This is a genomic window from Aliiroseovarius sp. YM-037, assembly GCF_048060095.1.
Taxonomy (GTDB): Bacteria; Pseudomonadota; Alphaproteobacteria; order Rhodobacterales; family Rhodobacteraceae; genus JBLUOA01.
This window is the reverse complement of the sequence record NZ_JBLUOA010000001.1, coordinates 441555-456204: the sequence shown is the minus strand read 5'-3', so window position 1 is coordinate 456204 and position 14650 is coordinate 441555. Positions and strand designations below refer to the sequence as shown.

General features: G+C 59.2%; 15 protein-coding genes. 6 read left to right on the top strand and 9 right to left on the bottom strand.

What is annotated here, in order from left to right; translation table 11 throughout:
• Positions 1-63: 63 nt before the first annotated feature.
• The gene (locus ACEWPJ_RS02165) at positions 64-1245 is read left to right on the top strand and encodes an NnrS family protein (protein WP_416510544.1); all 1182 of its coding nucleotides are present in this window, start codon (positions 64-66) and stop codon (positions 1243-1245) included.
• Here ACEWPJ_RS02165 and ACEWPJ_RS02160 read toward each other — a convergent pair.
• The 3 genes from ACEWPJ_RS02160 to ychF all read right to left on the bottom strand — a co-directional run bounded on the left by ACEWPJ_RS02160 (position 1242) and on the right by ychF (position 4501).
• Entirely contained in the window at positions 1242-2057 is an 816-nt protein-coding gene (locus ACEWPJ_RS02160; RefSeq protein ID WP_416510543.1) for a formylglycine-generating enzyme family protein, read from the bottom strand. The two genes, ACEWPJ_RS02165 and ACEWPJ_RS02160, sit on opposite strands and share 4 nt — an antisense overlap.
• A gap of 75 nt (positions 2058-2132) precedes the next feature.
• Positions 2133-3281, bottom strand: a complete 1149-nt coding sequence (nirK, locus tag ACEWPJ_RS02155; RefSeq protein ID WP_416510541.1) for a copper-containing nitrite reductase — start codon at positions 3279-3281, stop codon at positions 2133-2135.
• 122 nt (positions 3282-3403) lie between these two features.
• Complete coding sequence (gene ychF, locus ACEWPJ_RS02150; protein ID WP_416510539.1) at positions 3404-4501, bottom strand: redox-regulated ATPase YchF; 1098 nt, start codon at positions 4499-4501, stop codon at positions 3404-3406.
• Between the two features lie 120 nt (positions 4502-4621).
• On the opposite strand from ychF, the gene trpA reads away from it, so the two are divergent.
• Positions 4622-5413: a tryptophan synthase subunit alpha gene (gene trpA, locus ACEWPJ_RS02145; RefSeq protein WP_416510537.1), complete on the top strand. Its 792-nt coding sequence runs from the start codon at positions 4622-4624 to the stop codon at positions 5411-5413.
• Positions 5414-5550: 137 nt separating this feature from the next.
• Positions 5551-6714, top strand: a complete 1164-nt coding sequence (locus tag ACEWPJ_RS02140) for an alpha-hydroxy acid oxidase (RefSeq protein WP_416510536.1) — start codon at positions 5551-5553, stop codon at positions 6712-6714.
• Here the strand turns inward: ACEWPJ_RS02140 and ACEWPJ_RS02135 are convergent.
• The gene (locus ACEWPJ_RS02135) at positions 6653-7855 is read right to left on the bottom strand and encodes an MFS transporter (RefSeq protein WP_416510534.1); all 1203 of its coding nucleotides are present in this window, start codon (positions 7853-7855) and stop codon (positions 6653-6655) included. The genes ACEWPJ_RS02140 and ACEWPJ_RS02135 overlap by 62 nt on opposite strands.
• 179 nt (positions 7856-8034) lie before the next feature.
• Between ACEWPJ_RS02135 and ACEWPJ_RS02130 the strand changes: the two genes are divergently transcribed.
• From ACEWPJ_RS02130 to ACEWPJ_RS02120, 3 genes are all read left to right on the top strand, one after another.
• Positions 8035-8712, top strand: coding sequence for a 50S ribosomal protein L25/general stress protein Ctc (locus tag ACEWPJ_RS02130; protein WP_416510532.1), 678 nt, complete (start codon positions 8035-8037; stop codon positions 8710-8712).
• Positions 8713-8846: 134 nt separating this feature from the next.
• Entirely contained in the window at positions 8847-9524 is a 678-nt protein-coding gene (gene pth, locus ACEWPJ_RS02125; protein ID WP_416510531.1) for an aminoacyl-tRNA hydrolase, read from the top strand.
• A 53-nt stretch (positions 9525-9577) separates the two neighbouring features.
• Positions 9578-9952, top strand: coding sequence for a DUF2237 family protein (locus ACEWPJ_RS02120; protein WP_416510530.1), 375 nt, complete (start codon positions 9578-9580; stop codon positions 9950-9952).
• A gap of 7 nt (positions 9953-9959) precedes the next feature.
• Here the strand turns inward: ACEWPJ_RS02120 and trpB are convergent, their stop codons facing one another.
• From trpB to rpsA, 5 genes are all read right to left on the bottom strand, one after another.
• The gene (gene trpB, locus ACEWPJ_RS02115; protein ID WP_416510528.1) at positions 9960-11195 is read right to left on the bottom strand and encodes a tryptophan synthase subunit beta; all 1236 of its coding nucleotides are present in this window, start codon (positions 11193-11195) and stop codon (positions 9960-9962) included.
• Complete coding sequence (locus tag ACEWPJ_RS02110) at positions 11192-11842, bottom strand: phosphoribosylanthranilate isomerase (RefSeq protein WP_416510527.1); 651 nt, start codon at positions 11840-11842, stop codon at positions 11192-11194. Before ACEWPJ_RS02110 ends, trpB begins: the two co-directional genes overlap by 4 nt.
• Before the next feature lie 69 nt (positions 11843-11911).
• Positions 11912-12271, bottom strand: a complete 360-nt coding sequence (locus tag ACEWPJ_RS02105) for a LapA family protein (RefSeq protein WP_416510526.1) — start codon at positions 12269-12271, stop codon at positions 11912-11914.
• A gap of 6 nt (positions 12272-12277) precedes the next feature.
• Positions 12278-12559: an integration host factor subunit beta gene (gene ihfB, locus ACEWPJ_RS02100; RefSeq protein WP_416510524.1), complete on the bottom strand. Its 282-nt coding sequence runs from the start codon at positions 12557-12559 to the stop codon at positions 12278-12280.
• 286 nt (positions 12560-12845) lie between these two features.
• Entirely contained in the window at positions 12846-14525 is a 1680-nt protein-coding gene (gene rpsA / locus ACEWPJ_RS02095; protein WP_416510522.1) for a 30S ribosomal protein S1, read from the bottom strand.
• Between the last annotated feature and the right edge of the window lie 125 nt (positions 14526-14650).

Sequence of the window (14650 nt, the reverse complement as noted above, 5' to 3'; positions counted from 1 at the left end):
GGATTTGGGCGGCCCCTGCAAAGGAGCCGCCCTTTTTTTCACTCACACCTGAAAGGTTATCCAATGGCGCCGTCAAATCGCGCGGACTATCGCGGCCCCGCCCTGTTCAGCTATGGCTTTCGCCCGTTCTTTCTAAGCGCTGGCGTTTTCGCGTTGATTGTCATCCCGCTTTGGTTGGTGATCCATTCTGGGCACCTGACGCTGGGCGGTCCTTTCGCGCCACTGGACTGGCATATTCATGAGATGATCTATGGCTACAGCGCAGCGGTGATCTGCGGGTTCCTGTTCACTGCGATCCCGAATTGGACAGGGCGTTTGCCGACCCGTGGCTGGCCGCTGATCCTGCTATTGACGCTCTGGCTTGCGGGGCGTTTGGCAGTCGCGGGGGTTGGAGACTTGCCCCATTGGGCCGCGGCGGGGATTGACGCCGCGTTTCTGATCGCAGTCGTTGCGATGGCGTTGGTTGAAATCATCGCAGGCAAGAACTGGCGGAACCTCAAGGTGGTCGTTCCGGTTCTGATCCTGCTTCTCTCTAACATCCTCTTCCATGTCGAAGTCATGGTCGCGGGCGCCAGCGATATCGGCCAGCGCTTGGGGATCGCGGTCGTGGTCTTCCTTATTACCCTGATCGGCGGGCGGATCATCCCAAGCTTTACGCGCAACTGGCTGAACAAGCGCGGTGCGGCGGCCCTGCCGACACCATTCAACCGGTTTGACGCTATCTGCATCGGGGCGGGCGGGATCACTCTACTGTTGTGGGCGTCGGGGATGCAGAATGCCGTGACCTCCACCGTGCTGCTGATCGCGGGCATCCTGCACGCCGCGCGGCTGACCCGCTGGCAGGGGCATCAGACGTGGCGTTCTCCCATCCTGCTCATGCTGCATGTCGCTTATGGGTTCATCCCGCTTGGCCTGATCGCGCTGGCCGTCGCGGCCCCGGTGGTCGGGTTGCACTTATTGGGGGTTGGAGCGATTGGCGGCATGACCCTTGCGGTGATGATGCGCGCCACGATGGGCCATACCGGGCGTGATCTGACCGCGGGCGGTTTGCTGACCGCGGCCTTTGCGCTGCTGATCACAGCCGCGCTGATCCGCAGCCTTGCTGGAACCATAACCATCGCCGGACTAAGCGGGATCACCCTATCCGCGACCCTCTGGGCAATCGCGTTCGGAGTCTTCGTCTTCCGGGTCGGCCCGTGGCTGCTGACATCGCGCGTTGCGCGGCGACAACCAAACCGGGCCTAGGCCGACTCCCGCACCAGACGGAAGCCCAAGTAGTCCGGCGGCAGCCCAACGGCGCAGCCGCCGACCTTGGCGTCGCGAACAAACTCAATGATAAACGCCCGGTGCCGCCCCTGCGCAACCCGCACGCCGCAATAGGTCGAGCTGTCGAGTATGGTTCCTCCGGATTCGTCCATCTGGGCGTTAATCATGCAGGTGTCGGTCCATTCCCAGACATTCCCGGCGAGGTCGAACACTCCGTTTGAGTTCGCCCCAAACGCCCCGAACGGGCGCAGCTCTGCATCCGCATCGCCGCGTTCGATCACGTTTTGGGAATATTCCCGCAACCATCTGGCCGACGGATCACCGGTTGTGTCGTTGACGCCGACTGCGTCGTCAAAGAACCGCTCCCCGGCGGCGCGAACCCATTCTTCGTCATTCGGCAGGCGCCATTGCTGGCCGGTCTGCTTGGAAAACCAGTCCGCATAGCTGACCGCGTCAAGAAAGCTCACATGAGTTTGCGGAATCTCCGGCCGTTCGGTCGTGCCGACGGACGGACAAGCGCCATCGGCAACACAGCGGGCGTAATCTGCCTGACTGACCGGGTATTTCATGATCTCAAGCGGGGCGTCCGCCTCGCGTTCTTCCAGCGGGCCGTCAACCACACGGGTCCCGGCGCGGAAATCGCCTGCCAGACGATAGCTGTAGGTGCCGGCGGGGATTTCGACCAATTCGGGCAGATCGGTGATCGCCGGTTCGGGCGTCCGACCCAGCATCAGCGCCACGGCCCCAGTAGCGGCCAGCCCGGCGCCCAATATCAAAATGCTGCGTTTCACGTTCAGATCCTTCACAAAAAAAGGGTGGCCACACTTGGCGGCCACCCCGGTATCATGGTTTCGGAAGGGGCAGCCCTATGGCAGCGCGGTCCGGCCTTCGTAGTTGATGTCGTAGACAGTCGGCGCGACCACCTGCTCCATCAGATCGTTGTTCCAGTCACCGCCGACCAGAACGTGGGCCGTCGCACCAAGGTTCACCGCCTCGATCAGGTTGTGGTTCACGTAAGCGTAGACGCCCGGCTGCAAGAATTCATAAAGCGCAGCGCCCGCAGACCCACCCCGGATGAACCAGGTTTCAAGGTCACGATCCGGCACGTTGTTGAACTTGCCCGCTTCCCAGACAAGGTCGCCATGCCCACCGATCAAGTGAGGTCGCGAATCCCGGTTCGCCTGGCTGTGAACAAACAGAACCTTTTCGCCTTGCTCGGCCTTCAGCGCGTTTTCCCCGGTCAGGGCGCCAACCGCGCCGTTGAAGGTCACGTGTGTCGGGATCAGCCCGTTCATCACGTCGAGCGTATCTGGATAGCTTTCCCCGACATCGGCAAAGCGCTTGTAGTTCCCATCCTCGTCCTTCGGAATGTAGAAGTCGTTTTCGCCGATATAGTAAACGCGGTCATAGCTGACCGGATTGCCTTTATCGTCTTTCAGACCGTCACGCGGCAGAACCATGATTGCGCCCGACATACCCGAAACAACGTGCCACGGGATCATGGGGCCACCCGGCGCACAGTGGTAAACGAACGTGCCGGGGCGGGTTGCCTTGAAGCGCAGAACCGTCTTTTCGCCCGGATTGACCAAGGTGAGAGAGCCACCGCCCAGCGCGCCGGTTGCGGCGTGGAAGTCGATGTTGTGCTGCATCAGGTTTTGTGGCGGGTTGTAGAGGGTCAGTTCGACATAGTCGCCCTCATGCACCACCATCAGCGGACCGGGCATTGACCCGTTGAACGTCATCGCCTGCAAATACGTGTCATCCGCGATCTGCATTTCCTGCTCAACAATCATCATCTCGAATTCGACGACAACCGGGCCTTCTGATGCGACCTGTTCGTGCTCATGCACGAATGGCGGCGCGACCAGCTTGCGTTTCACGCGCTTCAGGCTCGACAGGTCGACCGGTGCTGCGTCGGATGTGTCGAGAATCTCTTCTGCAGATGCGGTCTTGGTGACCAATGGCGATGCTGCGACAAGCGCAGCCCCCATCAGTGCAGCTCTACGTGTCAGCATTTCACTCTCCTTCTCAGTGCTTAAATCACTTGAGAAGGGGTCTACGCCCGACGCCTGCGTTCTTCTTTGCGCTTTAACAACGTTCGGTATTATTCGCCTTTAAGGCGAGTAATTCGCCGATCTTAGGCGTTGAACAGGAAATGCAGAACGTCGCCGTCCTTCACTTCATACCCCTTGCCCTCGACCCGCATTTTGCCCGCATCCTTCGCGCCCTGTTCACCGTTCAGCGCGACAAAGTCGTCATAGGCGATGGTTTCGGCGCGGATGAAGCCGCGTTCGAAATCGCCGTGGATCACCCCTGCGGCTTGCGGGGCAAGCGTGCCCTTGCGGATTGTCCAGGCGCGTGCCTCTTTCGGGCCGACGGTGAAATAGGTTTGCAGATGCAGAAGATCATATCCGGCCCGGATCAACCGATCCAGACCCGCTTCGTGAAGGCCCATTTCCTCAAGGAACATCGCGGCCTCTTCGTCGTCAAGCTGGCTGATCTCTTCCTCGATCTGGGCGGAGATTACGACATGCGCCGCGCCCTGCGCCTCTGCCATCTTGGCCACGCGGGCAGAATGGGCGTTGCCCTCAGCCGCTGATGCCTCATCGACGTTACAGACGAACAGGATCGGCTTCGCTGTCATCAGTTGAAGGCTTTTCCACGCTTTCGCGTCGTCGGCATCAACCTCGACCGTACGGGCGGGTTTGCCTTGTTCAAGCGCTTCCATCGCGGCTTTCAACAAACGTTCCTGTTGCACAGCTTCCTTATCGCCGCCCTTCAGCTTGCGTTGAAGGTTCTGAATCCGACGCTCCGCCGAATCGAGATCGGCGAGCATTAGCTCCGTCTCAATCGTCTCCGCGTCTTCAATCGGATCGACACGACCATCAACATGCGTCACGTCGCCATCTTCAAAACACCGCAAGACATGCGCAATGGCGTCGACCTCGCGGATGTTGGCCAGGAACTGGTTGCCCAACCCTTCGCCCTTTGACGCGCCTTTCACAAGGCCCGCGATATCGACGAAGGTCATACGGGTCGGGATGATCTGCTTTGACCCGGCAATCGCCGCCAGCCTGGCCAGCCGCGCATCTGGCACACCGACCTCACCTACATTGGGTTCAATCGTGCAGAACGGAAAGTTCGCCGCCTGCGCCGCCGCTGTTTTGGTCAGCGCATTGAATAGCGTTGACTTGCCCACATTCGGCAAACCGACGATGCCCATCTTGAAACCCATTGCACGCTCTCCGTTTCTGCGTGGGCGCATGTAGTGGTGTTGGGTGCGGGGCGTCAAGCGGGGCATTGATTTCCACCGCAGTTTCGCGCAAACCGCATGGATCAGAGTGTGAGGATACCCATGACCCGGATCGACGCCAAATTCGCCGCCCTCAAGGCTGAGGGGAAGAAAGCCTTTGTCTCCTACGTGATGGCGGGCGACCCGGATTATGAAACCTCGCTGGACCTCGTGCGCGGGCTTCCGGCTGCGGGTGTCGATATCATCGAACTCGGCCTGCCCTTTACCGATCCGATGGCGGACGGCCCGACGATCCAGCTTGCCGGGCAACGGGCGCTTGATGGTGGCATGACGCTGCAGAAAACGCTCGACCTCGCCACGGAATTTCGCAAGGGCGACGAGACGACGCCAATCGTACTGATGGGCTACTACAACCCGATCTACAGCCGCGGCGTTGATCGCTTTCTGGCGGATGCCAAGGCCGCTGGTATCGACGGGCTGATCGTCGTTGATCTGCCGCCTGAGGAAGACTCAGAACTTTGCATCCCTGCGCAAAATGCCGGGCTGAACTTTATCCGGCTCGCGACACCAACCACCGATGATAAGCGCCTGCCCAAGGTGCTGCAAAACACGTCGGGCTTCGTTTATTATGTGTCGATCACCGGCATCACCGGCGCGGCTGAAGCGGAAGCGACCGATGTTGGCCCCGAGGTTGCGCGCATCAAATCCGCGACCGACCTTCCCGTGATCGTCGGCTTTGGCATCAACACGCCAGAGAAATCCGAAACCATCGCGAGCGTCGCGGATGGGGCGGTCGTCGGCTCTGCCATCGTGAAGCAGATCGGCGAGGGTCGCCCGACTGCTGATGTCCTCGCCTTCGTCAAGACGCTGTCCGATGGCGCGCACCGCGCCTGATTCACACCGCTCAAACCTGCCAATCACGATCCCTCCGCCGCACTTCGTGGCCTGTATCCGTATGGACGCAGGAATCCGTTTGCGCGATATGTGATAAATTGGTAAGGAAGTTTAACCAATAATTGCCGGAACATCCCATGCCCGTCATCACAAACATCGACGACCTCAAGCGGCTCTACAAACGTCGCGTGCCGAAAATGTTCTACGATTACGCCGAAACTGGCAGTTGGTCAGAACAGACGTTTCGCGAAAACACGTCGGATTTTGACAAGCTCTATTTCCGCCAGCGCGTCGCCGTCGATATGACGAACCGCACCACGGCGACGCAGTTGATCGGGCAAGATGTGGCGATGCCCGTCGCGCTCGCCCCCGTCGGTCTGACCGGAATGCAGCACGCGGACGGAGAGATCAAAGCTGCCCGCGCCGCCGAGAAGTTCGGCGTGCCCTACACCCTTTCGACCCTCTCTATCTGTTCGATCGAAGACGTGGCGGAGCATACGACCAAGCCGTTCTGGTTCCAGGTCTACACCCTGAAAGACAACGATTTCATGCAGCGCCTGTTTGATCGCGCGCGCGCGGCGGGATGTTCGGCCATCGTCATCACGCTTGACCTTCAGGTGCAGGGACAGCGGCATAAAGACTTGAAAAACGGCCTGTCCGCTCCGCCAAAGCTGACCGCGAAATCCATTGCGAACATGATGACCAAGGTGCAGTGGGGCCTCGGCATGCTCGGCACCAAGCGGCGGTTCTTCGGCAACGTAATCGGCCATGCGAAAGGTGTATCGGACCCGGCATCGCTATCAAGCTGGACAGCGGAGGCATTCGACCACGCGCTTGACTGGGACCGGGTGCGCGAGCTGATCAAGATGTGGGGCGGTAAGGTGATCCTGAAAGGCGTGATGGATGTCGAAGACGCCAAGATGGCCGCGAACGTGGGCGCCGACGCCATCGTCGTTTCGAACCACGGCGGGCGGCAGCTTGACGGCACGATCAGTTCGATCCGCGCCCTGCCCGCCATCGTGGACGCCGTCGGCGATAAAGTCGAAATCCATCTTGATAGCGGTATCCGATCCGGTCAGGACGTGCTGAAAGCGGTCGCGATGGGAGCCAAGGGCGTGATGATCGGGCGGGCCTTTGTCTATGGCCTCGGCGCGATGGGTGAGGCGGGCGTGACATCGGCGCTTGAGGTGATCCACAAAGAGCTCGACACATCAATGGCGCTGTGCGGGCACCGCGATATCAATGAGGTGGACCGCGATATTCTGTTTGTGCCTGAAGATTTTGAAGGCCGGTGGAGCTAACACGTTCCGTCCGGCGCAGCATCCATAGGAACAGCGGAACGGCACCCAGAACGGCGGCGACAAAGACAAATGACCAGCGCAAGCCGGCAAGCTCTGCCACGCCGCCCATGATCGGTGGGCCAAAGAAAAACCCGAGATATCCTATCACTGCGGCTCGCGAAATCGCCTTTGCTCTGTCCTGATCCGTGACGCGGCGTCCGACCAGCACAAACGCCATCGGCGCGATGACCGACACGCCAAGCCCGAGGATCGCAAAGCCGATATTCGCAACCAACGGCGACGGCGCAATCGAAGCGAGGAACGCGCCGCTCGCCGACAATAAGGCCGCATAGAATAGCACTCTCGCCTCTGGAAACCGCGCCGAAACAAGCTGCCCGCCCAGGCGCCCGAAGGCCATTGTCAGCCCAAGCATCGCAGGGCCAAGCGCGCCTTCCGACGCGCCACCGCCGAGCGTTCGTTCGATGTGAAGCGCAGACCAACCCTCGGTCGCGTTTTCGGTCAGGAACGCTGCGAAGATAATCATCCCGCCCCAGATCACGGCGGTTGGCAGTTTGGTGGTATCGCGCTGTTCCTCCACCTCTCCGCCCTCCGGCATGACGGGTTCAATCATCGACGCCGCGCAAATCACAACCGCCGCGCCAAACCCGGCAAAGACCACAGCGGGCGACAACGATGCTTCCCGCGACAGGCCGGCAATGATCGCTGCCCCCGCGTAGGCGAAGGAAAATCCAGCGTGGTTCAGGTTCATCAGTGACGTCCGCGTTCGACTTTCGATCAAGCTGAGATGCGCGTTCATCACGACGTCAAGCAAACCGGACCCGGCCCCGACAAAAAACATCATCGCGCCAAAGACCCAGACCTGATCCGTCTGCATCGGCAGTTGGAAGGCGATTGCCAGAATGATCGCAGCCAATGCCATCGCATACCGCCCGAACCGGGCCGAAAACAACGGCGCCAGCCACATCGCCGTCACAGCCCCAATCGCGGACATCAGCAGGACATAGCCAAACTGCGCATCGCTTGCACCAATTCCTGCCTTCAGAACCGGAGCGTATGCACCGAAACAGCCCCAAAACACCCCCTGCGCTGCAAAGGCCGGAAGCGTATTTCGGGAGTGTCTGATCGCCGCGCGCGTTGACATGATTTGGCAGTGACACGGCCCACCCAATCAGGCAAGAGGCAAAGCAAATGCGCCCTGTGAACGAATCCGCACAATCGCGCCGGATTCCCTCTTCCCTTTGGATGTTATCTGCCCTATACGCGCGTCTTCACGCGGGCATACAGCCTTGGAGGATGCCCGCAAAACCTAGGAGAACTATCATGGCTGGTCAGATTCCTGATCTTGAGGCCACGGTACGAACGGGGACAGGCAAGGGCGCCGCTCGTCAATCTCGCCGTAATGGCAACGTACCTGGTATCGTATATGGCGGCGGCGTAGACCCCGTTGCAATCGACATTCCTTTCAACGTGCTTCTGGCAAAGCTGAAGGCAGGCCGGTTCCTGTCAACGCTCTACAACCTCAAGGTTGATGGCCACGAAGACGTGCGCGTGATCTGCCGCAACGTCCAGCGCGACGTCGTGAAAGACCTTCCGACGCATCTGGACCTGATGCGCCTGCGCCGGACCACCAAAATCAACCTTTTCATTCACGTTGAGTTTGAGGGCGAAGAAGAGAGCCCCGGCCTGAAAAAAGGTGGCGTTCTGACCGTTGTCCGCCCCGAGGTCGAACTGATCGTGACCGCTGGCGATATCCCCGAAAAGCTGACCGTCGATGTGTCCGCGCTTGAAGTTGGCGATACCATCACGATTTCGGATATCGAACTTCCGAAAGGCGCCAAGCCGACGATCGACCGTGAATTCGTTATTGCGAATATCTCTGCCCCGTCCAGCCTGCGTTCCGCAGACGACGAGGAGGAGGAAGAAGAAGTCGCAGCAGACGAAGTTCCGACGACCGAGCAAAGCGAAGAAGAAGCACAAGAGGACGCAGCAGAGGAGTAATCCACTGCCCGTTCGAAAGATTGAACGCGGGGCCAACGCCCCGCGTTTTTTGTTTGCACGGCCCGTTTCGCGTTAGCATTGAACCAAATCGCGAAGGCCCATAGATTGCGGCAACCGAAACCGGACGATAACCCATGCTATTATTCGTTGGACTTGGAAACCCCGGCGCGAAATACGCGCAGAACCGACATAACGTCGGATTCATGGCGGTTGACCGGATCGCAGACGATCACGGCTTCGCCCCGTGGCGTGCGAAATTTCAGGGCCAGCTAAGCGAAGGACGCTTGGGCAGCGAGAAGATCGTTCTGCTAAAGCCTGAAACCTACATGAACCTGTCCGGCCAATCGGTTGGCGAAGCGATGCGCTTCTTCAAGCTTGAGCCGGAGCATGTCATTGTTTTCCAAGACGAACTTGACCTCGCGCCCGGCAAGGTGCGGGTGAAGCAAGGCGGCGGCCACGCGGGGCATAACGGCCTTCGGTCGCTCCATCAGCATATCGGGCCGGAATATCGCCGCGTGCGGATCGGGATAGGGCATCCGGGGCACAAAGACCTCGTGTCGCGTTACGTATTACATGATTTCGCGAAGGCGGATGAGGCGTGGCTCGACGACGTGCTGCGCGGAATCTCCGACGGCGCGGCGCATCTTGCGGAGGGTGACAGCGGCAAGTTTCTGAACGCAGTCGCGCTGCGAACACAGCCGCCGCGATCATCGACGACAGCAAAACCAACGCCTGAGAAAAAGCTCGAGCAGCCCCAGGAAGAACCCGATACCCGGTCGGCCCTTCAGCGGTTGATGGACAAATTCGGCTGAACCGCCCGCCATTGTCTGCTTGCGCCTTCAGGCCAAACTCCTAAACTGATCGTATGGAAAAAGACCCACCCATCAATGTGTTGGGAGAACCCTTGGTGCCCTGTTCAAACGATCCGATCACCGGGTTCTTTCGCGACGGCCACTGCAATACCTGCGCCGAGGATCAGGGAAGCCACACGGTCTGCGCGATCATGACGGACGAGTTTCTGGCGTTCTCGAAATACGTCGGTAACGATCTTTCAACGCCGCGGCCTGAATTTGGCTTTACTGGGCTGAAGGCTGGCGACCGCTGGTGCCTTTGCGCGAGCCGTTTTATGCAAGCCCATGACGAAGGCTGCGCACCCAAGGTCGACCTGTCCGCCAGTCATCGCAGGGCGCTGGTGATCGCCCCGCTTGAAGTTCTTGAACAATATAAGTTGGTCGAATAGCGCAGCGTCAGTCGGCGTCTTCCATGTCGAAACCAAGCGCCTTGGCGACGGTGAAGATGTCTTTGTCACCACGTCCACACATATTCATGACAAGGATGTGGTCCTTCGGAAGCTCCGGTGCGATTTTGATGACGTGGGCCAGCGCGTGCGACGGCTCAAGCGCTGGAATGATGCCTTCCTGCTCACACGCGAACTGAAACGCCTCAAGCGCTTCCTTATCGGTGATAGCGACATACTCCGCCCGTCCAATTTCATGCAGCCAAGCGTGTTCGGGGCCAATGCCGGGGTAATCAAGACCGGCCGAGATCGAAAACCCTTCGAGGATTTGCCCATCATCATCTTGCAGCAGATAGGTTCGGTTGCCGTGCAAGACACCGGGCCGCCCGCCGGTCAGGGATGCGCAATGCTCCATCTTGGCGTTGACGCCCTTGCCTCCGGCCTCAACACCGATAATCCGGACCTCCTTATCGTCGAGGAACGGAAAGAACAGCCCCATCGCGTTCGACCCGCCGCCAATGGCCGCGATCACGGTGTCGGGCAAACGCCCCTCGCCTTCCTGCTCCGCCAGTTGCCAGCGCACTTCCTTGCCTATGATCGCCTGAAAGTCCCGCACCATCGCCGGATAGGGATGTGGCCCTGCGACGGTGCCGATGCAGTAGAATGTATCGCGCACGTTCGTGACCCAGTCGCGCAGTGCGTCATTCATCGCATCCTTCAGCGTGCCGCGTCCTGATGTGACGGGCACAACTTCTGCCCCAAGCAAACGCATACGGAACACGTTGGGCGCTTGGCGTTCCACGTCATGCGCACCCATATAAACAATGCATTTCAGGCCGAATTTCGCGCAGACCGTCGCGGTCGCAACGCCATGCTGCCCCGCCCCGGTTTCCGCGATGATCCGCGTCTTGCCCATGCGGCGGGCAAGGATGATCTGACCCAGCACGTTATTGATCTTGTGCGCGCCGGTATGGTTCAGCTCATCCCGCTTCAGATAGATCTTCGCGCCACCCAGCGCATTCGTCATACGTTCCGCAAAATAAAGCGGGCTGGGGCGGCCGACATAGTGTTTCCACAGATCGTCCATCTCTGCCCAGAAACTATCGTCGGTTTTCGCGCGTTCGTATTCTTCCTCAAGGCTCAGGATCAGCGGCATCAGCGTTTCGCTGACGAACCGCCCGCCAAAGTCGCCAAAGCGCCCGTTTTCATCCGGCCCCGTCATGAAACTGTTGAAAAGGTCGTTCATCTGCTGTCTCCCCGCGCGGCGGAAATGAAATCCGATATCTTAGCTGCATCCTTTACCCCCGGCGCCGTTTCGACGCCAGTGGATACGTCGACCTGCGTCGCCCCGGTCAGCGCCACCGCCTCTGCCACGTTGCCGGCGGTCAGCCCACCAGCGAGCATCCACGGCACCGACCAGTCACGGTTGGCGATCAACCTCCAGTCAAAGGAAAGCCCGTTGCCGCCGGGCAGTTCCGCCGTTTTTGGCGGCTTCGCGTCGACCAGTATTTGATCCGCGACCTCGGCGTAGTCATCAAGCGCCGGTAGGTCAGACGCGTCCGCGACCCCGACAGCCTTCATCACCGGAAGCCCATACCGCGCCTTAATCTGCTCCACCCGCTTCGGTGTCTCGGAACCGTGAAGTTGCAGCATATCAAGCGGAACTTGGTTGGTGATCTCGTCAAGCAACGCATCATCCGCATTGACGACAAGCGCGACCTTGGCCACGCCGACCGGAACGTCGATCGCCAAGGACGCGGCCTGCGCGATCGACACGTTTCGCGGTGATTTGCCGAAGAAAACAAACCCGACGTAGCGCGCGCCGCATGACGCAGCCACGGCCACGTGCGCCGGATCGCTCAACCCGCAGATTTTCACTCTGATATCAGCCATCGCGCACGGCCCTGCCCTCAAGAAATCGATGGAGATGCCGACAAACCGCCAGCAATCCAGAAGGCGGTTCTAGCGTGTCGCGCCGCCGTCCTCAAGCAACCGCAGCACGTCATCCTCCGGCGCGCTCTTGTCTTCGCGCAGGCGAGAGACTTCGCGGCTTAGCTTCGCAGCCTCACGCTTGGCGCGGCTCGCCTCATTGCGGTGCTTCATCTCGCGGAACCATTCCCAGACGAATCCGATCAGCAGCCCGGCGACGATGCCGCCGAAGATCACGATAAACAGCGGCAGTTGGATGCCCGCATTCATCCCCAAAAGCTCTGACACTTCCTCGGGCAGCAATCGCAGTTCGACAATGCTGCGATTGGCAAGGGCCACAGTGATCAAACAAATGGCCAAAGCCGCAAGGAAGGCGTAGCGAAGGTAGCGCATGGTATTCTATTTCCCGTTCAGGCGATCGCGAAGAAGCTTCCCTGTCTTAAAGAACGGAACGTGTTTTTCTTCAACCGCAACCGACTCGCCCGTGCGAGGGTTTCGGCCAATTCGCGCATCGCGCTTTTTCACAGAGAACGCACCAAATCCGCGGAGTTCAACCCGGTGGCCGCGGGCCATGGCTTCGATGATCTCTTCAAATATCGTGTTCACAATTCGCTCCACATCGCGTTGATACAGATGTGGATTTTCGTCAGCAATTTTCTGGACAAGTTCCGAACGGATCATCCCAATTGTCCCCCTGGTTTGGACAGCGCGCAGTCGATCAGCAGCGTCGATTATTGGAACGACTATATGCAAACTCTCGGAAATAAGAAACAATTTGCCATCGCCCGTTGGCAGAAAAACGCGCGTTTTTGAGGGCCTTGCGCGATTTTTGGACTGTTGGCGGGGGTGCGTTCACCTTGAGGGCGCACCAAATCGGCCTGTCACGCGGCCCGGCGGAAAACGATTCGTAAAAAAAACGGCCCCGTCAGAAACGGGGCCGTTCTTGGCACAAATGGCCCGTGTTTTGTTATTCGTCGCCCTTAAGCGCGGCACCAAGAATATCGCCAAGAGACGCGCCAGAGTCGGACGAACCGTACTGCTGAACCGCTTCTTTCTCTTCCGCGATTTCGCGTGCTTTGATCGACAGACCCAAGCGGCGGGTCTTCGCGTCGACGTTGGTGACGCGAACGTCAACCTTGTCGCCAACACCGAAACGCTCCGGACGCTGTTCTGCGCGATCACGGCTAAGGTCAGAGCGGCGGATGAAGGATTTCATGCCTTCATATTCCACTTCGATCCCGCCATCTTCGATCTTGGTCACTTCGACAGTGATGATCGAGCCGCGCTTGACGCCATCAACGGCCTCGGCGAACGGATCGCCATCCAGCGCCTTGACGGAGAGCGAGATGCGCTCTTTCTCAACGTCCACTTCGGTCACGGCCGCTTTCACGACGTCGCCCTTGTGGTAATCGCCGATCACGTCTTCGCCACGGCCTTCCCATGTCAGGTCGGACAGGTGAACCATGCCGTCGATTTCGCCTTCAAGACCGATGAACAGACCGAATTCGGTGATGTTCTTGACTTCACCTTCAACTTCGGTGCCAACCGGGTGGGTTTCCGCAAAGACTTCCCACGGGTTGCGCATGGTCTGTTTCAGGCCAAGCGACACGCGGCGCTTGGCTTCGTCGATTTCCAGCACCATGACCTCAACCTCTTGCGAGGTGGACACGATCTTGCCCGGATGGACGTTTTTCTTGGTCCAGGACATTTCGGAGACGTGGACGAGGCCTTCAACACCCGGCTCAAGCTCAACAAACGCGCCGTAGTCGGTGATGTTGGTCACGCGGCCCGTGTGAACAGAGTCGAGCGCGTATTTCGCGGCGACTGCATCCCAAGGATCTTCCTGCAGCTGCTTCATGCCGAGGCTGATGCGGTGCGTTTCCTTGTTGATCTTGATGACCTGAACCTTGACGGTTTCGCCGATCGACAGGATTTCGGACGGGTGGTTCACACGGCGCCAAGCCATGTCGGTGACGTGTAGCAGGCCGTCAACACCGCCCAGATCGACGAACGCGCCGTATTCCGTGATGTTCTTGACGACACCGTCAACTGCGTCGCCTTCGGACAGCTTGCCGATGACTTCTGCACGCTGTTCAGCACGCGATTCTTCGAGGATTGCGCGGCGCGACACAACGATGTTGCCCCGGCGGCGATCCATTTTCAGAATTTGGAACGGCTGCTTCAGACCCATCAGCGGGCCAGCGTCACGAACCGGGCGGACATCAACTTGCGAGCCGGGAAGGAACGCAACCGCGCCACCCAGATCGACGGTGAAGCCACCTTTTACGCGGCCAAAGATTGCGCCTTCGACGCGTTCTTCGTCTGCATATGCTTTTTCGAGGCGATCCCAAGCTTCTTCGCGGCGGGCCATTTCGCGGGAAATGACTGCTTCGCCCCGCGCGTTTTCTACTTGGCGGAGGTAAACTTCGACCTCATCACCAACAGAAATTTCGGGCGCTTCGCCGGGATTTGCGAATTCTTTTAGGTCAACGCGGCCTTCCATCTTGTAGCCGACGTCGATGATGGCTTGGCCAGCTTCGACTGCGATGACTTTACCTTTGACAACGGAACCCTCGTCGGGCGTGTCAATTTCGAAGCTTTCGTTCAGAAGGGCTTCGAATTCCTCCATAGATGCGTTTTGAGCCATGTGGTCTCGGTTTCCTAATCTATCGTTTTATTCTGGCCGCGCGGTTGTCTCCGCCGGTCTTTGGGTTTCAGTTGGTCGGCGTGTTGGTCCACAAACAAGAGAGGGCCGGTAACTTACCCCGACCC